Raw genomic sequence first — 20,200 nt, 5'->3', positions numbered from 1 at the left:
CGTGCGCGCATCGACCAGCGCGCCATGAATGGCACCCCTACGGGGAATTCATCGTAGGGGGCGCATTTATGCGCCCCGATCGGTGCTGTTTTCTGCTTTACTGCTTTCGTCCGGGGCCGGTGCGGCGGGCGCATCAGGCACTGCCATCACCTTGTTCCAGCTCTCCTGCAACATCTTCACATTGGTCTCTGCTTCGCCCTGTGGCTGGATCAGTACCATAGTCAGCTCCTGCGTCAGCTGCTGGCGCAGTTCCTGGTTGAGCTGCTCACGCGTTAACTCACTCAGGAAAGACTGGCGCAGTTTCTGATACTGCTCGGGAGCAATATCCACTACCGCATTCTGCTGCGAGCGCAGGCGCTGCCCCATCAGAATGTCAGTATCCGTACGGGCGTAGGTGGTAAACAGCTTATTCAGCTCCAGCAGCTTCTGCGCCATAAGCGCATCAAATTCATCCTGCGGCAGCCCTTTATCGCGAACCACGGCCAGCGCTTTAGCGATCTGATTCATGTTTTGCGGCAGTGACGCGTTGGGACTCTCCATATTGATGGAGCACTGCGCGCGCTGATAAAGCACGCGGCAGTCAAAGCCGACCTGCACATTTTGCGCTTTATTATCTGCCAGCGCGCGCTGCACGTGCCAGAACAGCGCTTCCCGCGCCAGATCGCTCTGCCAGTAACGTTGCAGATACTGCGATTCGCGAATCGGTTGCCACGACGTATCCCATACCAGCAACAGCCGATCCTGTGCCAGAGAGCCATCAACCAGATTGACCGGCTGATGCGGCAGCGGCGACAGCGTGGGCAGTGGTGCCGGCGTATCGCGTTTTCCTTTCAGCGTTGCGAAAGTCTTGCCAATCTGCTCCATGATAGTGCGGCTGTCGACATTACCAACCACATAGAGCGTCATATTATCTGGCGTATACCACTGCTCATAAAAACTGTTCAGCTGCGCGGGATCGACCGGCGCGCGCGGTGGCTCACCGGGGTCGTGCGCCAGCATGGTTGAGCCTTTCAGGCGGTAGCGCCACCAGACATCCTGCGTGTCAGATGGCCAGGTGGCGATGGGATCGGTCGCGCTTAATGCCGTCGCGACCACCTGCTCATTAATGCTCATCTTACCCGCGGTCGCCGCCAGCCAGTTTAACGCTTCTTTAAGCAGTTCTGGCCGGTTGTTGGGCAGACTGAGGTTGTACTGAGTGTAGTCGTATGACGAGATCGCTGGCGGCAGCGGACGCTGCGGATCCATCGCCTGCTGCCACAGTGCACGCTGCTGATTGGTATCCAGCGCGGTGTTATGCACCATCGCCAGGCGCGGTAACAGATGACTGAAGCCGGTCTGCTGAGCGCTCTCCGCCAGCGAGCCGGTATTAACCACCAGGCGAAGCTCAATGCGATCGCTGGGACGTTGTGGTGTGGTCAGCAGCTGCCAACTGAACCCGTTGTCCAGTTTGCCCTCCTGCCAGGCGGGATCGGGCTGAAGTGTTTCGGCGTGCGCGCCGAAACCGGTTGCTGCAAGCAGCAAGCCGCCAACCAAAAGCCGAATTCTGGTGCCCTGCATGTGAACCCCTAATCAAACAGATAAACGCTTGTTAGCACGGACTGACTGGCCACCGGGAAAGCGGCCCGCGCGGCGTATTGCCGCCGCGTTTATTTAATGACAGTTCCTTTGACCACAGGATGGCCAGGAAGTCGCGCAACAAGGAAAAAAATCGGGAAAAAAATCAACGGGGTTTATTATGCAAATGCCCGCTGTCAGGGCAAGTGACAGCGGGCATTTAATCGGAAATTAACGCAAATTGCGGATTATGCGCCGGTATGAGAGACGTGATTGACCTTTTTCGCTGAAGAAAGCGTCTCTTTCATCTGGTTTTCATCCAGCTGACCCACCCACTTAGCCACCACCACCGTGGCTACGCCGTTACCGACCAGATTAGTCAGCGCACGCGCTTCGGACATAAAGCGGTCGATGCCCAGAATCAATGCCAGGCCCGCGACCGGCAGATGCCCTACCGCAGAGAGCGTCGCGGCGAGAACAATAAAGCCGCTTCCGGTAACGCCCGCCGCGCCTTTCGAGGAGAGCAGCAGGACCACCAGCAGGGTGATCTGATGGAAGATATCCATATGAGCGTTGGTCGCCTGCGCAATAAACACGGCGGCCATGGTCAGATAGATTGAGGTGCCATCCAGATTAAACGAGTAGCCCGTTGGAATAACCAGCCCCACCACCGATTTTTTGCAGCCGAGGCGCTCCATCTTATCCAGCATGCGCGGCAGCGCTGATTCAGACGATGAAGTACCCAGCACAATCAGCAGCTCTTCTTTTATATAACCGATAAATTTGAAGATGTTAAAGCCAGCCCAGCGCGCAATTGCGCCCAGCACGATCACGACAAACAGGATACAGGTAATATAGAAACAGATGATCAGCTGGCCAAGCTGCACCAGCGAGCCGACACCATACTTACCGATGGTGAAAGCCATGGCACCAAACGCCCCGATAGGTGCCAGGCGCATAATCATGTTGATCACGCCAAAGATCACTTTTGAGAAGCTTTCGATAACGTTGAACATTACGGTACCGGCGCTGCCGAGGCGATGCAGTGCGAAACCAAACAGAATAGCGAACAGCAGCACCTGCAGAATGTTGCCGCTGGCAAAGGCACCAATGACGCTGCCCGGGATGATATCAAGCAGGAACGCGATCACACCCTGCTGCTCTGCCTGCTGTGCATAAACGGCTACCGCTTTCGCATCCAGAGTGGCGGGATCCACGTTCATTCCTGCGCCAGGCTGAACCACGTTCACCACCACCAGTCCGATGATCAACGCGATAGTACTGACGATTTCAAAATAGAGCAGCGCTACGGCGCCGGTGCGTCCGACGGCTTTCATGCTCTCCATGCCGGCGATACCGGTCACCACCGTACAGAAGATTACGGGGGCGATGATCATCTTGATCAGCTTTACAAAACCATCACCAAGCGGCTTCATCTGCGCGCCTAATTCGGGATAGTAATGGCCTAACAGAACGCCGATGCCGATGGCAACCAGCACCTGAAAGTAGAGGCTTTTAAACAGTTTCATAACAGGTGTCCAGGTAGAGACGGCATTCACCGCCTGTGTCAGGGAGAAACGCATGCGGCAAGCCGCCTGAGAGCGTAAAACCTTACCGATAAACTGAAAATAACACCCTGTTAACAGGATGAGTATCCCCTGACATTCCTTACAAAAGTTACAAAACTCTAACTATGAACTGAAACGCTTCAGCTGGCGCTGTGGCGCGGTTTCTGCAGAACAATCAATTGATAAGGTCACTATCACGTGCGTGAACAGCGCTGCAGCCAGCCCTGTTCAAAGGTGGTAAGCGGCAGGGCTTCGGCATACAGATAGCCCTGACCAATAGTAATGCCACGCGCCAGCAGCCAGTCGCGCTGCTCCGCCGTTTCTACCCCTTCAGCCACAACGTCAGCATCCACAATCTTTGCCACGGCGGCCACAATGCGCACCATAGTGTCATCGTCCGGCAGCGCGGCGACAAAGCTGCGGTCCATCTTCAGCTTATTAACCGGTAACGCTTTAAACTGATGCAGATAATTGAGATTGCAGTAGCCCATACCAAAATCGTCCAGCGCAACGGCAACTCCGGTCTGCTGCAGCGCGAGCAGCAGCGCCATCGCCTGTTCGGCATCACCTATTCCGGCGGTTTCGGTGACTTCCAGCACTAAAGAACCCGGCCGGATGCGATGCCGTTCCAGCAGGCTCTGCAGATGCGTCACCATGCCGCTGTCGCGCAGCTGGACGGCCGAAATATTTACGCTCAGCGGCAGCGTAATCCCCCGTCGCTGCCAGCCGGCCAGAATGCGGCACGCCTCTTCAAATACCCAGCGACCGATGGCGGAAATCACGCCGATCTCTTCCGCGCTGGCGATGAACTCTTCCGGCAGCCCGAAGCTGCCATCCGCCATCCGCATACGCAGCAGCGCTTCAGCCCCCGTCAGCTCACCGGTTGCCATGTTAAGCTGGGGCTGCAGATAAAGCGCAAACTCACCCTCCTGCAGCCCCTGCAGAATGTCATGCTCCTGCGTCAGCCGCTTCTGCGCCCGTTCGGTCAGGACCGGATCAAAAAACAGGATCTGATTTTTCCCCTGATGCCGCGCTGACATCATGGCTGATGTCGCCCGATCCAGCTGCTCGCGGGCAGAGCAGAGGCTCTCGTCAGAGAGCGACAGCCCGATACTGGCATTGGGTCGCAGCTGCAGCTGATACAGATTGACCGGCTGATTGATACGCAGCATCAGGTTGCGCGCCAGACGCATCGCGCGGAAGGGGTTGTGCGCCCGCTTCAGCAGCAGCGCAAAATCGCTGGGTCCCGTCTGCGCTAGCAGCGTGTGGTCATCAATCGTACTGCGGATTTTCTCTACCAGCGTCAGCATCAGCGCATCACGCTGCTCATCGCTCAGCACGCCGTTGGCTTCCTGCAGCGTTTCGATACGGATAACCATGACGCTCCAGGGCTGCTGCCGGTGACGCTGCTGCAGATGCTGGTCGAGCAGCGCCAGGAACAGCGTGCGGTTAGGCAGATCCGTCACGGCAAAATGGGTGGTCAGCCGGCTCATCTCATCGTGAACGGACTCCAGCACCTGCTGATTGCGGTTATAGCTGCGGATCAGCATGCCTATCTCATCATCGCGGTGATTGCCGGGCAGCGTAAGCTTATGTGTCAGGATGGCTTGCGGCGGCAGTTCCTGCAGCTCGCGTGAAATATCGCGCAGCGGGTGCACAACCAGACGGTTAATACACCAGCTAATAGCGACCGAGAGGATCAGCGCCATCAGCAGCCAGGTGGTGATCATGGTTGAGAGCGTACTGAGCAGAAACTGGTAAACGCGCGAGGAGTCCGCCTGAAGCACCAGATAGGCGATGGGCTTTGGCATGCCGCCCCGCTCTATCGCATACAGCGGCAGCGTGATCTGCACCGGCAGTTCAAACAGCCGGGCGACCAGACGCGGAACCGGCTTTTCCGGTGCAAAATCGGCGTGCAGCGCCTGAAACGCATTGGGCAGCACCACATCGGCCCGCGACAGGATACCGGCGGGTTTCAGTGTATTAAGAATATGCTCCGCCTGAGGGATGTCCGCTTTCAGCACCGCCTCTGAGAGCGGCTGGCGTACCGTGTGCGCCACATTCTCCATCTGCTGGGCGTAATCAACCCTGCGCTGCTGCACAAAATGAAAAAGCTGGATAACGATAAAAATCGTGATCGTCACCAGCACAACCGCAGACACGGCTGCCATTTGCTTGATGGTTAACGAGCGACTGACGCGCAACAAAATTTCTCCCGGCCGCAATGCCGCCATAATCCGCAGTGATAGTAGCCTGAATGCGCAGCAAGTATATCCCAGGTCTCAGACGTTGTACGCCGCGATAAGGGTGAAAATCATCGGTCGGAAGGAAGAGAGGCGCGTTTTCAGCGTTTTACCCGTTGCCGGGAGCGTAGAAAGCGAGCGCGCACCGCGCGCTCGCAGGAGAGCATTAACCTTTTTCCTGCCAGGCAAGCCACACTAATAGCTGCAGGCTGGCAGAGAAGTAATTCTGTTCCGGCTGAATGCGGTCGCTGAGATGACCGGTCTGGTTCAGCGTCAAATCGCGTACCGCTGTCAGGCCGCCTTCCATATTATAAGGCGCCGGGCTGTTAGCCAGTACGTCGAACCAGGCCGGCGTAGTCTGACGCGGATAGCCCTGCCAGACGTGCTGAAAAGGCACCAGCCGCAGGCTCTGCGGATCGTACCACCAGATATTCAGCGGCACGCGAATCGCATCATAACTGAACCGATTAGAGTACCCCACCGCCGGTGCGACAGAGCCATCCGCGTTCAGCGCGACCCAGTCCAGTGGCAGCGCGGTTTTACCAAACTGCATCTCACCCAGCAGCGTCATGCCATCGTCAATGAGCGTATTCCAGACGCGCAGATGGCTCTGCTGAGCAAACGCCTGCCAGGCAGCAAACAGAAAATAGGAGGGGTTCAGCACGACGTAGCTCGACTTATTAAAGCCGTTTGCGCCAGGCAGCATAACTTTGTGTCCGGCGTAATCGATCACGTTCAGCTTAATAATTGCCCGCTGAATGCGATCGGAATCCTGCTGATAATCTCCTCCCCACTTTTGGGCCGCGCGCTGCAGCGCCCAGGCAATGAGCACATTACCGTCGCTGGCGTCGTTTTTGTCTGCCACCGGATCGGCCGCATCAGGCACATAGCGCCAGTAGAACAGGTCATTTTGCGGATTATGCAGATGCGCACGCGTCCACTGCCACAGCAGATCAAAGGTAGCGCGATCGTTATTCGCTACCGCCAGCAGCATGCCATAGCCCTGACCCTCTGTATGGCTGACGCCTTTGTTGCCGGTATCGATAATCCGGCCGTCGCTGTTCAGAAAGCGGCTTTTATAACTGCTCCAGCCGTCTGCCATCGCCTGCGCGCTAAAAAATATCATCATTAAACAGAGCATCCACCGACGCCCGTGCCGCATTACATTCATTACCGCTTCCTATTGATATCGATACAGCAGCGTTGAGCCATTGTCGTTTTCCAGCGTCAGCGGTACTGCGGCGCTGCCGCCCTGACCGCGCAGCCACTGCGCATACAGCCCGCCCAGCACGGCCCCCATTGCCAGCCGCCAGCGTTCAGCCGGCAGCGTGTCGTGACCGGCCGGCAGCGCATGATGCTCAATCTGAATCGCATTTTCTGCCGGATGAATCTGCACAAAGCCCCAGTTGAAGCGGGCCAGCTGCAGATTCATCTCCCGTTCCAGATCCTGCACGGTACGTGAAGCCGGCAGCGGATAGCGCATCGCCAGCGTCTCCCCGGTGCTGGCCAGAAAAGCCGTGGCTTCATCACCGCCGTTCTCCAGCACGCTCTCTGTCATCACGCAGACCAGGTCAAACCAGCCAGGCTGATGCGACCAGGTCACGCGTGCGGTGGGTTGCTCGCTCATCAGTTATCTCCAAACATATAGCGGAAGTAGAGGTTGGCAGTGCTTTCGTTGTAGTCGCCAAAGGTGTCATACCCCAGCTGCCCGCCAATCGTGACATCTTTATTAATTTTATAATCCGCACCGGCGTGCAGGTTGTAACCTATGCCGTTTTTACTTTCACCGCTGTAGTAAGCACTTCTGACAAAGCCGCGATCGGCCAGACTCTGCAGCTGCGACTGCAGCGCAGCATCGTCCGGGAAGTAGGCGCTCTTATCCTGGCTGTAAGACTGATACCCTACCGATCCCCCGACGTTGACTTTCAGATCGTCAAACTGACGGCTGAAATCCACCGGGAATGAAACGGATGCATAGTTCTGTGGGCTGAAATAGCCGCCCTGGCCATAACTGAAATAGCTGAGGTTTTTGGAGAAATCCATCCAGGAGAGGTTCATTCCCACCTTCAGCTCGCGATCGTCGTAGTGGAAAGGCCGTACATAAACGCCAGCGGTTGCCTGAACGCTCTGGTTACTCGCCACATTTTCGCCAATGTAGCTATAAGCGCCGCCGCCGGCATAAAGTCCGGCATCGCCGTTGTCATAGCTCAGCAGGGCATTCGCGCCATTTTTCGTTACGCGTCCCCAGCGTTTGCCGCTGGTTTTATCTTCTGCTCCCACATACGAAAGCAGGCTGTCGGTCATGGCACGGCGTTCACCGGTCAGGATCAGCGTCAGGAAATCAGTCAGCTTCGGTGACCACTGGATCCCGCCCACCAGCGTGCTGAGATCCTGGCCCAGCGGCGTGCTGCCGAGATCGATTTTATAGCTGTCGCCCTTCAGCGCCATGTTCAGCTCAACGCCGGAAGCGGACTGCGAATCGGTGGCTGAAGCGGGAACGTCCGTGATTTTCGCATCCCCGGCTGCCACGACATTGCCCTGCACCAGCGCATTGCTGCCAAAGCGGCGCCATGCATCTCCGCCAGCGCTGCCCGCGGTCAGTGAAACCGGCGTAACGGTAAAATCAAACCGCGACTCGCCAAACGGCACCGTGGAAAAGGTCAGCGGCGCTTTCGCTTCGGTCAGCTTACTCAAGCCTGACTCGCCATCGCGTCCGCGCACCTGCATCTGTCCCTGTACCCAGGTCCCGGTTTTCTCCTGCAGCGCGTCCATCATCGTGTCAATCTGATGCAGCGTCTGGTTCTGCTGCAGCACAGGCGTATTGGCTGCCAGCGCAGTGTCTGCTGTGCGGCTTACTGTTGGTGCGTTCTGCCACGGCATGACCGCGCCATAGCTGGAAGAGGAACGGCCAACCGGCGAGGTGCTGCGGTTAATAAAGGGATTGTCTGCCAGCGCCAGTCCGCCAACCACAGGTACGCTGCCGCTTTGCGCGCCCTGCAGACCAATCATTTTACCGCGTGCGGTACGCAGATAACGCATCGCTTCGCCGTGCTCGCCGTTGGCTTCCGCTACGCGCGCCAGCAGCAGCAGCCGCTCCGGCGTCTCTTCATTGCGCAGTCCGCGCGTCAGCGTATTCGCCCTGCTGATATCATTCTCTGCCAGCGCCACGTTAATGGCCCCGGTGCGCGCATCCTGTTGTGGCGTATCCTGCGTGATTAGATAGTCATAGACCACGCCCGCCTCTTTGTTCATTTTGCCGGACTGATAGAGACGCGCCATGGCAAACATCAGATCGCGGTTTTGCGGATCCTGCTGCAGCGCACCCACCAGTTTGTCATAGGCCGCCGCATACTGTTTCTGCTCACGCAGGCGATCTACTTCATTGATCAGATAGCCGTTGCGCACATCAGCCAGCTGCGCTGGCGTACTGCGCGCCTGCAGTTCAGGCGAGCTGAGAAAACGCTGCGCTTCACCGCTCAACCCGGCCTGGTTGAGCACCGTGACCTGCGTGGCATAGTCCCCGGCGTTACCCTGCACGCCGCGCTGCATGTTGCTGCGTACCACCGCCACGGCGCTGGTGAGATCGCCCGCTTTCGCCAGTTTCTCCGCCAGATTGCCGGCGTCAACCGGATTAGCCGGCGGGGCAGCAGCCAGCGCGCGCAGCGTATTCGCCGCCGCCGCATCCGAGCCCTGTGCCAGATACTGATCGGCCGTTGCCATTTGCAGATTAAAGTTAACGCGCTGCGCCAGTTCACGCATTGCGCCGGTTTTACTGCGATCGGGAATACGTGCCAGCAGCTGGCTCGCCTGCTGCCACGCGCCGCTTTCGCTGGCGTTGAGCGCACCGGCATAGAGTTCGCTGCTGGTCGCGCCATTGCGCATCACCGGCTGCATCACATTGGCTGCCATCAGCGTATTACCCTGCGCGCGGTAGAGCCGCGCCAGATCCAGACGCAGCCAGCCATCGGTGGGATAGCGCTGTACGCCGCTGGTCAGCGTGGCGATCGCGGCGGCGCTGTTGCCTGCGGCCTGCTCGCGTTTCGCCTGTGCTCGGATGGGATCGCTGTTATTACCGCGTGGCGCCACGCTCTGCCGCACGCTGTCGGGCAGTGAGGCGAGCAGGCTGTTAGCTTCAGCGCTGCGGTTCTGCTGGCGCAGCACATAGAACAGTCCCTCTTTGGCGCTGCGGTTATCCGCATCGCTTTGCAGGATCGCACGGTAGGTCTGCTCCGCCTGCTGCAACTGATTGGTGCGGCGCTGCACATCGGCACGGAACAGTTTTGCCGCCACGCCTTTTTCGCCTTCAGCCTGGGTCAGCGGCTCGCTCAGCGCCAGCGCCTGCGCACTGTCGCCGCTTTTCAGCGCCTGCTGAGCGGCGGCAAGCTGCGCGTAAAAGCGGGCATCCGCCGCCTGCTTCTGCCGCGCATCGCTCTGATCGCCACCCAGCTGTGCCGCCCGGTTCAGGTAGTCTGCGGCTTCAGCGTAGCGCCCGGCGCGCTGCGCAACATAGCCCATGCCCGCCAGCGCATCCGCATCCTGCGGGTTCGCCTGCAGCACTTTTTCAAAGCTGGACTGCGCACCGCTGACATCGCCGCTGTTCAGGGCCGTAAAGCCGGCGCCCTTTTCCGCGCCGCCCACGTTTTTACGGTAGTAATCCACTACCGCGTTATCCTGAGGATGACGCTGCTGCCAGGTCTGATAGAGCGCAGCGTCCTGAGCCTGCGGTGCCAGCCAGAGCAGCGCCTGACGCAGCGAGCGGTCAGCCTCTTTATTGCCGTCAGCCATACCGGCCAGCAGCTCAATCCCCTGGCGACGGGTCGGCTCCTGATAGGTCATCGCCTTGCCCAGCGCCAGCTGCGCACCGGTATCCTGCGGATGATCGGCGGCAAACTGCCGCAGCGCTTCAACCGCCTGCGGCAGCAGCGTGCGATCGCCGGCCATGGTCAGATAATATTCAGCGGCGACGCTCGGCGGTGGCTCGTTACCGCTGAAGGTGTTGCGCCACGTCTGCAGCGCTGCGGCGATGTTGCCGCTGCGTGCCTGCTGACGCGCCAGCGATAGCTGCGCCTGCGGAATACTCTGCAGCTGACGGGCGTTATCCAGTTCGGCCAGATGCGCATCGTTGGGCGAAACGGCACTCAGCCGCGCACGCCACTGCGCTGCCTCGGCGGTACTTCCGGTCTGCTGGGAGTAGAGCGCCAGCAGATAGAGCGCCTGGGTATTATTCGGCTCCGCCTGCAGGATTTTCTGCAGCGACGCCTTTGCCAGATCGTCATGCGCTTTCTGATGCCAGTAGGCAGCCTGGTCAAACAGCGCCTGCAGCGCAGGATTGTTGCTCTCTGCCGCCAGCAGCGGCTGAGAGAGCGTCAGCGCCCCGCCCAGCAGCAGGGCGTGGCGGATGCCGGCACTCAGTATATTTTTATGCATTTTTTATCCTTACTTCCTGCCGGACTGACTGTCTGCTTTGGGGTTAAGACGCCGCCATGCGTGACGCTTCAGCATGAGCCAGGCGCTGCTGCCGATCAGTACGGCCACCAGCAGCGCGGCCAGTGCCATCAGCACCGAGTGCTGGTTGGCATACCAGACCACCATCATGTACCACGGCATTTCACCGCTCGGAAACTGCGGACCAACCCGGAAGCTGCGGATCCCATTTTCATCGGTAATGATGGCGGTATCGCCGCGAATACCGGCGTTGATACGCGCTGAATTGAGATCGTCATGCAGGCGCAGCAGCTGCTGATCGCTGGTTGCCACCGTCATGACCACCAGCCGGTCGGCGCTCCACGGCGAGCGATAGCTGACAAATCCGCGCCACGCCTCATTTGAGGAAAAGTAGCGATCGGCATCCAGCTCCTGGCGATACCAGTCGCCGGTCAGCCAGCCGTGCAGTTTTTCCATCAGGCCAGGCTCGTTAACGCTCAGCGTATTGCCGCTGGTCTGCCACGGCGTGCCGTGCAGCATCTGCTGCGTAAAGGCGCTGTGCTGCATGGTACTGACCGCCAGCACATCACTCTGCTGCAGCCGGCTCAGATTGGTGCCGCCTTCAGGCAGGCCAAACAGTACCTGATTTTGTACCAGCGCCACCCCGGTTGCGTTACCCGCGCGCGCCGCCATATCGAGCAGCGTGGCGATCTCCGCATCACCCGGTTTTTCCGGCAGCAGCAGCGTGGTCTGCGAAAAATCCGCCAGGCGCGTGAACGGGAACGCGGCCCCGACAAAGTAAGAGAGATTCGGCAGCATTGTGAAGTGACGGGTGTGGCTCAGATCGATCCACGAATCCTCTTCGATGCGGCTTTTGATATTGTTGTTAAGCAGTACGCCGCACGGCGCATCCGCTTTGGGCTTGATATTAAAGTAGAGCGCCAGCTGGTTATCACCGTAAATCAGATAGGGCTCCAGCTTCAGGGTGTAGTGCTCCTGGCGCGCGTCACCCCCCAGCCGGTGCCAGGCGCTCTCCAGCAGGCCGACTTTGTTAACCGTCAGATTACGCAGGAAAGTCCCGTTGAGGGCGACATTCAGGAACGAATTGTTTTCGTCGATCCAGCTTTCAGTGGGAAAACGGTAGTTCAGGTTTACCGGGATCGTATCGCCATCCCACAAAAACAGATCGGGTGCCGCGCGGAAGTTAACGCGCAGCGCATCGTGCCAGATACCGGTCGTGGTCAGGCTCTGATCTTTTCGCAGCAGCTCACTCAGGCGTACCGGGCGTGAGGTGTTGATCCAGCGCGGCGCATCATAAGGTTTACGCTGGGCCAGCGGCTGCGGCTGCACAGCAAGCTGGCTGGCATCGGTAGTCAGCGGTTTGGTTGTCAGACGATTCGCCGCCTGACGCAGCTGTGCGTCATCGCTGCCCACAATCAGCAGCAGTTTATAGACCGGATTATCCGGGTTATCGATCACCTGCAGCAGCGGACCATTGCTGGCCGGCAGCGTCACGATGCCGATTTTGTCGCCCGGATGCCCGACCAGAATACCGTTGCGCTCTGGCAGTGCGCCGCGGCTCACCGGAAAGCGAATGCCGCGGTAGTCAGACTGAATACCCATCCACGACGCCACCAGCGCGGCAGCGCTCACCGCATCCGGCGTCACGCTGCTGGCAAAACCAAAGGTGACGCTGGCCGGCGTCATACGCTGCGCATCAATAAACGGGCGCGGGAAGTTACGCAGGCTGGTGCCGATATTCAGCTGCTGGCCCTCCAGGCTCAGCGTGGTTTGCGGCAGAATCGTTACCTGATACTGCTGCGCGCTCTCTTTCTCGCACAGCAGCTTATCCGCATCGTTGATTTTAAAGCTGAGGTTGTTATCTGACACTACCATGGCAGCCGGAATATCCAGCTGATAGTCGCTGACGTCGCTGTCGCTGGAGCCGAGCGGCAGCGTGCCGAGCGGCTGTCCGTTCAGCATCAGCTGCAGCGAGGTGTTGCGCGCTGCCAGCGCTGATGAGACGCGCAGCGACAGGTTGAGACGCGCGTTGGTGACCACCTCATCACCGGGCAGGGTAAAGGTAATGCCCGACTGCAGCTGTCCTCCGGTCAGGGTGATGCCCTGTTTCTGGCCCATCTGCGCCACAGAAATCGTACTGCTTACCGGCTGGTTGAGGACAGTGCTTCCGGTATCAGCCGCAGGCAACAGAATTGCCGGCGCTTCAGCCTCAGCTGGCGCGGCGGCACTGCTTTCCGGCGCGTCACTACCGCTTTCCGGTGCATAAGGGGCGGCCCCGGCGGCCTGCTGCAGCTGCTGATCGGCCGTGAGCCCTTCCGGCGGCGGCACAGCTGACAGCGCACTGCTGTCCTGCGTAACCGCAGGCTCTTCAGCCTGAACCGGGGTAAGCAGCAGTGCCGTCGCCAGCGAACTGGCGAGCAGCGTTTGCGTTAATCTTTTCATACTGCGCTGTCCTCTTTGGCCACAGGCTGGTCATCACGCTTGCGCTTCTCGCGGCGATCTTTCCAGGTCAGCCAGAACAGCTCAAAAACGGTACGAATAATAGTGCCGATCGACACCAGCGGATTATCCTGCTTGTACTCCGGCTGGATCCACGCATCCGCTCGCGCCAGCACGACGCGCACCAGCTCGCGGCGACGCGCCAGCGGCATCGCGCCAAAGCGCAGACGGATTGTCTCTGCATCGCCGGAAATTTTACTGACCGGGATAGTGATAGTGCCGGACTTCAGCAGCAGATCGATCTCTTCAATCTCATCCATTTCATGCCGGTTGTCAGGCGCATCCAGCTGCGCGCCGCCCATCGAGAGATCGCTGGTGCGGGTACGCGACGAAATCCCGCTGGCGTAGTGGATCACAGCCGGGATCTGCACCTCAATACGAATGGTTTTACGCACCTGCTTGGTTTCGCGCGCCACGGCGATGGCCGCCATCAGAATAATCAGACTGAAAATAGCCCAGCCAACGTTGAGCGCGATAACCCAGGGATCGACCCCGAAATAGTCATGCGCCGTCGCGCGGACCACGCCGGCGACAATACCGATGGAGAGCAGCGTCGCGACAATGACGTGCGGCCGTACGATATGGAAATCAAAGAAGCCCTGATCGAGCAGACCGCCTTTATCCGTTACGTTGAACTTGCCATGTTTCGGCGACAGTAGCGTCAGCAGGGTCGGGATGACCAGATGGAAGCACATCACCGTTTCGTAAATCTCTCCCCAGAAGGTATAGCGGAAGCGGCCATTCATACGGGAGTTAACGTAGAGCGACATCACCAGATGCGGCAGCACATAGGCGAAGATCAGCGACGCCGAAGAGTGAATGATATTCAGGTTAAATAGCAGATAAGCCAGCGGCGCGGTAAGAAACGCCACGCGCGGCAGGCCAAACTGAAAGTGCAGCATGGCGTTGAGGTAGCAGAGGCGCTGCTGCCACTTCAGACCACGGCCAAACAGCGGATTATCCACGCGGAAAATCTGCGTCATGCCGCGCGCCCAGCGGGTACGCTGAATAACGTGCAGGCCGAGGCGCTCGGTTGCCAGACCGGCCGCCAGCGGGATCGCCAGAAACGCTGAGCCCCAGCCGCGACGCTGCATTTTCAGCGCGGTGTGCGCGTCTTCCGTCACGGTCTCAACGGCAAAGCCGCCAATCTCTTCCAGCGCGCTGCGCCGGATAACGGCACAGGAGCCACAGAAAAAGGTCGCATTCCAGTTGTCATTGCCCTGCTGTACCGGACCATAAAACAGCGATCCCTCGTTAGGAATAGAGCGGGCGGCACGCAGGTTGCGCTCGAACGGATCGGGAGAGTAGAAATAGTGCGGCGTCTGCAGCAGGGCCAGCTTCGGATCTTTCAGGAAGGGGCCGACCGTTGCCTGCAGGAACGCGCGCGTGGCGACGTGATCGCAGTCGAATACGCAGATCAGCTCGCCTTTGGTAATGGTCATCGCGTGATTAAGATTGCCCGCTTTGGCGTGCCGGTTGTCATCACGCGTGATATAGCCCACGCCCACGTCAGCGGCGAATACCGCAAACTCGCTGCGCTTGCCGTCATCCAGCAGATAGACTTTGATTTTATCGCGCGGGTAATCGATACACTGCGCCGCCAGCACGGTATCGCGCACCACGTCCAGACTTTCGTTATAGGTCGGTACGTATACATCCACCGTGGGCCACAGACGGGTATCATCCGGCAGCGGTTCAATCGTACGCTTTAAAGGCCAGGTGGTCTGCAGGAACCCGAGAATTAAGATCAGCCAGACGTAAAGTTCAGCCAGATATAAGCCAATGCCGAGAATAGCTTCGATCTCGGAATTAAACTCCAGCGTTTCGGTAGTGCGCCACCAGATATATCGGGTCGACATCAGCGCGGAAAGAATAACCATTACCACGGTTATTTTACGGCTTTTGCTGAAGCCCAGTAAAAACATCATCCCGATGCTGATTAAACCAAAAATATATTGTTTCTGGCTGTCCATAGGCGTGATGATGATTACCGCCGCCACCGGCGCGAGCACCAGCAGCAGCAGGTAAAACCCGAGTTTACTCATGAGTCACCCTGAAAAAGCGTTATAAATTATTTGAGCCGTGCCTGAGCCCGGCTATTAATACTGGCTGCGGATCGGCGCCTGAACTTCACCGTTGCCGACCTGAATACTGAGCAAATTAGCCACGCGCTTTGCCACCAGTTCAATATCGAACGCGGCCGCCGAAGCGGGGCTGAAGTCGTACACTGACTGCTGTGATGCATTCGCTTCCGCCACGCTTTCATCGCGGTGGACAACGCCGAGCAGGCTATCGCCCAGACGCTGCTGCATAAATGATGTGACTTCACGGCTGATATTGCGGCGATTGTCGCTTTGGTTCAGCACAAAATAGTGGCCATGTTTATTATTCAGCGGCTGACCAATCATGCGGTTATTTTCAATTTGCGGCAGCAGAGAGACGGATGCCGTATCCGCAAGCATGACTACTAAATGCATATCGGCAAGTTGCTGCATCGCTTTAAGCGCCGGCCCCGGACCGGGAGGAAAATCGGCCACAATTACCAGGCCGGGATAATTCAGCACGGTATCGAGACCGCGCCGCAAAAAATGGGTGTCGCTGGCAAGCTTGTGCTCAAAGCGTTCACGCTGCTCCTCTGTGACGTCGCCGTAGGGCAGCACAAAAATATTGCCGCCGGTGGTCAGAATCGACTGGCTCCAGTCAGCCTGCTCTTCAGAGCGCGCAACAAAGCCGCGGCCATCCTGCAGCGGGACGCCAAAATGCAGACGCAGCGCATTCTGCACATCAAAATCGATTGCCAGCACCTTGCTGCCGGCGCGCGCCAGACTCCATGCAAGGTTGGCCGCCATGGTGGTCTTCCCTACTCCCCCTTTTGGCGAGCACACACAAACTAACGGCATAACGCAATCTTCTCCAGTAGCGGTTTGAGGAGTGTTTCTTTAGACAATACGGCGGGTTCAGCAGGACGCGAGCGAAACAGCGTGCTGAAGCGGGCAGAGGCGGGCGGAGCAACAGGCGCTGCTGCGGCCGGCACCGCGCTGGCAGGCGGCTGCGGGGCCGCGGGGCGGGTCACGACCGGCTCAGAAAGCGGAGGCGGAAACAGTGAGCCGGCGCGCTGCCGCTCCACAAGCGCCGCCGCGGGCATCGCTGCCGGCGCGCGCTTCGGCGGCGGCGGCGGCGGAAACAGCGCACTGCTGCCCGGCGCGGCCTCGCGGACCGGCGCGGTGGCCGCCAGGCTGCTGAGCAGCGAGGCGCCCTCCTCTGCCGGAGCACGCGGAGCGGCAGGTATGGCTGGCGCGGCAAATGCCTCAGGGCCGGCCGGCTGTGGCTGCGGCAGATCGATACGCTGCCCCTGGCCCAGCTCCGGCGCATCATCTGTGCTCAGCTGGCGCAGAATGGCCCACTGATGATGATCGGCGCTCTGCGCCTGACCCGACATATCTTTGAAATCGATATCAAGCGTCTGCGTTTTTTCTTTGAAACGCTGCAGATCGTCATAATTCTTCATGATCAGTGCCTGTGAAAGCAGAGGGAATTTTTTGGCGAATATAGCACACACATTAAAAGACGGTGAGAAAATTCTGATTATTAAAACCGCATATCTGATAAAGCTGCTTTATCGGTGTTTATAAAAAACCGGATGCTTTACCGGCGGGAGATGCGCGGCGAAAAGAGACTAATGCATTGCCGTTAACCGAAACGAAAATGCCGCCGAAAAGAAATTAAATATCTGTAAAATAAGGATATTTATGATTTTAGTGTTGCGTAACCCCAGCGGTTCAGCCGGCAACGCCTGCACGGTGATTTAAGAATTTGTCTTAGCGCGCTGCGCGGGGAGTCCTGTCGCTGATGGTCAGATAACGTAATGTGATAGATTTCCGGTCCTGTGCCCGGTTAACCTGATAAAGGTTAGCATTGCTGAACTGTTTTCGCTAAAAAAAAGAAAGGCTCCCGCGGGAGCCTTTTTTATCAGTGACGTTAATCAGGGTGTTTCCAGCGGCTGGTTTTCATCCTGATCGACGGCAAAGCAGGCAACCTGCTGATCGCCATAGCGTTTGAGTTTTGGCTGCAGCTGCACGCAGGTGCCAAAACGGCGCCGGCAGCGCGCGTTGAACGCACAGCCCGGCGGCGGATTGAGCGGGCTGGGCAGCTCACCGGTCAGTTTGATACGCTCGCGCCGCTCATCCGGATTAAGACGCGGCGTGGCGGAAAGCAGCGCCTGCGTATAAGGATGGCGCGGATTGCTGAAGATCGCCTCTTTACTGCCTTTCTCCACGCAGCGCCCGAGGTACATCACCATAACTTCATCGGCGATGTGCTCCACCACTGAGAGGTCGTGCGAAATAAAGACGTAGGAGAGGCCCAGGTCCTGCTGCAGATCCATCATCAGGTTCAGCACCTGCGCGCGTACCGAAACATCGAGCGCTGAAACCGGCTCATCCGCGATCAGGACATCCGGATCCAGCATCAGTCCGCGCGCAATGGCAATACGCTGACGCTGACCGCCGGAGAACATGTGCGGGTAGCGATCGTAATGTTCGGTCTTGAGACCCACTTTCGCCATCATCTCCAGCGTTTTTTCGCGCCGCTCCGCTTTGCTCAGCGCGGTGTTGATAATCAGCGGCTCCTCAAGGATCTGGCTGATTTTTTTACGCGGGTTGAGCGAGCCATAGGGGTTCTGAAAGATGATCTGAATTTTCTGCCGGCGCAGTTTTTGCGCCTGCGGATCGTGCTTCAGCAAATCCTGTCCGTGCCAGTAAAGCTCGCCTTCGGTCGGGGTTTCGATCATGGTCAGCAGACGGCCAAGCGTGGATTTTCCGCAGCCCGACTCACCGACTACCGCCAGCGTTTTACCCCGTTCGAGGTTGAAGGAGACGCCATCCAGCGCCTTCACCAGGCGCTCCTGACCAAACAGGCCTTTCTTCACAGGGTAGTGTTTTTTCAGGTCAATCGCCTGCAGCAGATAATCCTGCTTCGTGTTATCAGGACTCATAGGTCGGTCTCCCGGCATCATCCAGTGGGAAGTGGCATTTAGACTGGCGGCCCGGAATGTCGCGCAGCGCAGGTTCTTCGGTACGGCAGCGATCGGTCACATAGGGGCAGCGCGGATTCAGCAGGCAGCCAGAGGGCCGGTCATATTTGCCCGGCACCACGCCCGGCAGCGATGCCAGCCGCGCCTTGTCTGCCGCAAACTCCGGCAGCGCCCGCAGCAGCGCCTGCGTATAGGGATGACGCGGCGCCCTGAAGATATCCACGGCTTTGCCGCTCTCCACCACCTGACCGGCATACATCACAATAATGTGCTGCGCCGCTTCGGCAACCAGCGCCAGATCGTGGGTGATGAGGATCAGCGCCATGTTCTCCTGCTTCTGCAGCGCCAGCAGCAGTTCGATGATCTGCGCCTGAATGGTGACATCCAGCGCCGTGGTTGGCTCATCGGCAATCAGCAGCTTAGGCTTGCAGGCAATCGCCATGGCGATCATCACGCGCTGGCTCATGCCGCCCGACAGCTGGTGCGGATAGACATCAAGCCGCGAAGCCGGATCGGGAATACCCACCTGCTCCAGCAGATCGATAGCGCGCTGGCGGCGGGTGCGTTTACTGCCGCCCTGGTGCACCTTGAGCGCTTCCATAATCTGGAAACCCACGGTATAGCAGGGATTGAGGCTGGTCATCGGATCCTGAAAAATCATCGCCACTTCTGCGCCAACCAGCTGCCGGCGCTCTTTTTCAGAAATCTTCTGCAAATCGCGCTGGTTAAACTCCAGCTTCTCAGCCATGACGCGGCCAGGAAAATCGATCAGACCCATAATCGCCAGCGAACTGACTGATTTACCGGAGCCCGACTCACCGACAATCCCTACGACCTGGCCCTGCTCGACCTGATAACTGATGCGGTCAACCGCACGGAACGGTGTTTTTTCGTCGCCGAAATGCACCGATAACTTCTCTACATTTAATAACGCCATCTCGGTGCCTCTTTACTGCTTGAGTTTCGGGTCGAGTGCATCACGCAAACCATCGCCCATGAGGTTGAATGCCAGAACCGTCAGCAGGATGACCACTCCGGGGAAGGTCACTACCCACCAGGCACTTTGCGCATACTGCAGAACGTCAGAGAGCATGGTGCCCCACTCCGGCGTCGGCGGCTGCGCCCCCATTCCGAGAAAGCCCAGCGCCGCCATGTCGAGGATGGCGTTAGAGAAACCGAGCGATGCCTGCACAATCAGCGGAGCCAGGCAGTTTGGCAGAATATTGATGAACATCTGACGCAGCGTTCCCGCACCTGCTACGCCGGAAGCGGTGACATAATCGCGGTTAACCTCAACCAGCACCGCCGCGCGCGTCAGGCGGATATAGTGCGGCAGCGCCACAAACGTCAGCGCCAGCGAAGCGTTGACGATGGAGGGGCCAAAGATGGCTACCAGCACCAGCGCCAGCAGCAGGCTGGGCAGCGCCAGCATGATATCGACCAGACGCATAATAGTGGCATCCACCACGCCACCGAGGTAGCCCGCCATCAGTCCAAAAATCACGCCAAAAATCAGTGACAGTACCACGACCAGGCAGCCTACCAGCAGCGACAGGCGCGCCCCGAACATCAGGCGTGACAAAATATCGCGGCCCACATCATCGGTGCCGAGGATATAACTCCAGCTGCCGCCCTCCTGCCATACCGGCGGATGCAGCAGCGCATCGCGGAACTGCTCTGCCGGACCGTGCGGTGCCAGAAAATCGGCAAAAATTGCAATCAGCAGCATCAGCGTGATGTAGACCAGGCCGATGACTGCGCCCTTATTACGTTTAAAATAGTGCCAGAATTCCTGAAACGGGGTCATCGGCTTTGGTGCGGCAGTTACGCGCGCGGGTTCAACAGCAGACATAGCTCCC

Annotated in this window: 13 protein-coding genes; all 13 read right to left on the bottom strand. The window is 58.5% G+C overall.

The window, feature by feature from the left end; genetic code table 11:
- Positions 1-66 precede the first annotated feature (66 nt).
- The 13 genes from FS690_RS13845 to dppC all read right to left on the bottom strand — a co-directional run bounded on the left by FS690_RS13845 (position 67) and on the right by dppC (position 20,193).
- Entirely contained in the window at positions 67-1,557 is a 1,491-nt protein-coding gene (locus tag FS690_RS13845; protein ID WP_145339791.1) for a pitrilysin family protein, read from the bottom strand.
- A 245-nt stretch (positions 1,558-1,802) separates the two neighbouring features.
- Positions 1,803-3,083: a dicarboxylate/amino acid:cation symporter gene (locus FS690_RS13840; protein WP_039385674.1), complete on the bottom strand. Its 1,281-nt coding sequence runs from the start codon at positions 3,081-3,083 to the stop codon at positions 1,803-1,805.
- Positions 3,084-3,316: 233 nt separating this feature from the next.
- Positions 3,317-5,326: a biofilm formation regulator HmsP gene (gene hmsP / locus FS690_RS13835; RefSeq protein WP_175540445.1), complete on the bottom strand. Its 2,010-nt coding sequence runs from the start codon at positions 5,324-5,326 to the stop codon at positions 3,317-3,319.
- A 205-nt stretch (positions 5,327-5,531) separates the two neighbouring features.
- Positions 5,532-6,536: a glycosyl hydrolase family 8 gene (locus FS690_RS13830; RefSeq protein ID WP_039381672.1), complete on the bottom strand. Its 1,005-nt coding sequence runs from the start codon at positions 6,534-6,536 to the stop codon at positions 5,532-5,534.
- 9 nt (positions 6,537-6,545) lie between these two features.
- Positions 6,546-6,992: a cellulose biosynthesis protein BcsD gene (gene bcsD / locus FS690_RS13825; protein WP_039381668.1), complete on the bottom strand. Its 447-nt coding sequence runs from the start codon at positions 6,990-6,992 to the stop codon at positions 6,546-6,548.
- Positions 6,992-10,792, bottom strand: a complete 3,801-nt coding sequence (locus FS690_RS13820; RefSeq protein WP_104085863.1) for a cellulose biosynthesis protein BcsC — start codon at positions 10,790-10,792, stop codon at positions 6,992-6,994. The genes bcsD and FS690_RS13820 overlap by 1 nt, the downstream gene beginning before the upstream one ends.
- A 9-nt stretch (positions 10,793-10,801) precedes the next feature.
- The gene (bcsB, locus tag FS690_RS13815) at positions 10,802-13,252 is read right to left on the bottom strand and encodes a cellulose biosynthesis cyclic di-GMP-binding regulatory protein BcsB (RefSeq protein WP_145339790.1); all 2,451 of its coding nucleotides are present in this window, start codon (positions 13,250-13,252) and stop codon (positions 10,802-10,804) included.
- The gene (gene bcsA / locus FS690_RS13810; RefSeq protein WP_104085865.1) at positions 13,249-15,354 is read right to left on the bottom strand and encodes a UDP-forming cellulose synthase catalytic subunit; all 2,106 of its coding nucleotides are present in this window, start codon (positions 15,352-15,354) and stop codon (positions 13,249-13,251) included. Before bcsA ends, bcsB begins: the two co-directional genes overlap by 4 nt.
- Positions 15,355-15,408: 54 nt before the next feature.
- Positions 15,409-16,209, bottom strand: a complete 801-nt coding sequence (gene bcsQ, locus FS690_RS13805) for a cellulose biosynthesis protein BcsQ (RefSeq protein WP_071668229.1) — start codon at positions 16,207-16,209, stop codon at positions 15,409-15,411.
- Positions 16,200-16,817 (bottom strand): cellulose biosynthesis protein BcsO, encoded by a 618-nt coding sequence (bcsO, locus tag FS690_RS13800; protein WP_145339789.1) that lies wholly within the window; start codon positions 16,815-16,817, stop codon positions 16,200-16,202. The genes bcsQ and bcsO overlap by 10 nt, the downstream gene beginning before the upstream one ends.
- Positions 16,818-17,291: 474 nt before the next feature.
- A complete protein-coding gene (dppF, locus tag FS690_RS13795) occupies positions 17,292-18,302 on the bottom strand; it encodes a dipeptide ABC transporter ATP-binding subunit DppF (protein ID WP_039381655.1) in 1,011 nt (336 codons plus the stop codon).
- Positions 18,292-19,278 carry a dipeptide ABC transporter ATP-binding protein gene (gene dppD / locus FS690_RS13790; RefSeq protein ID WP_039381653.1) on the bottom strand — a complete coding sequence of 329 codons (987 nt, stop codon included), beginning with the start codon at positions 19,276-19,278 and terminating at the stop codon, positions 18,292-18,294. The genes dppF and dppD overlap by 11 nt, the downstream gene beginning before the upstream one ends.
- A gap of 12 nt (positions 19,279-19,290) precedes the next feature.
- The gene (gene dppC, locus FS690_RS13785) at positions 19,291-20,193 is read right to left on the bottom strand and encodes a dipeptide ABC transporter permease DppC (protein ID WP_039381650.1); all 903 of its coding nucleotides are present in this window, start codon (positions 20,191-20,193) and stop codon (positions 19,291-19,293) included.
- Positions 20,194-20,200: the final 7 nt, after the last annotated feature.

Origin of the sequence: Pantoea sp. PSNIH1 (assembly GCF_007680655.1) — a bacterium.
GTDB lineage: Bacteria > Pseudomonadota > Gammaproteobacteria > Enterobacterales > Enterobacteriaceae > Pantoea > Pantoea eucrina.
The sequence above is the reverse complement of the archived record's forward strand: the minus strand, read 5'-3'. Positions and strand labels throughout refer to the sequence as shown.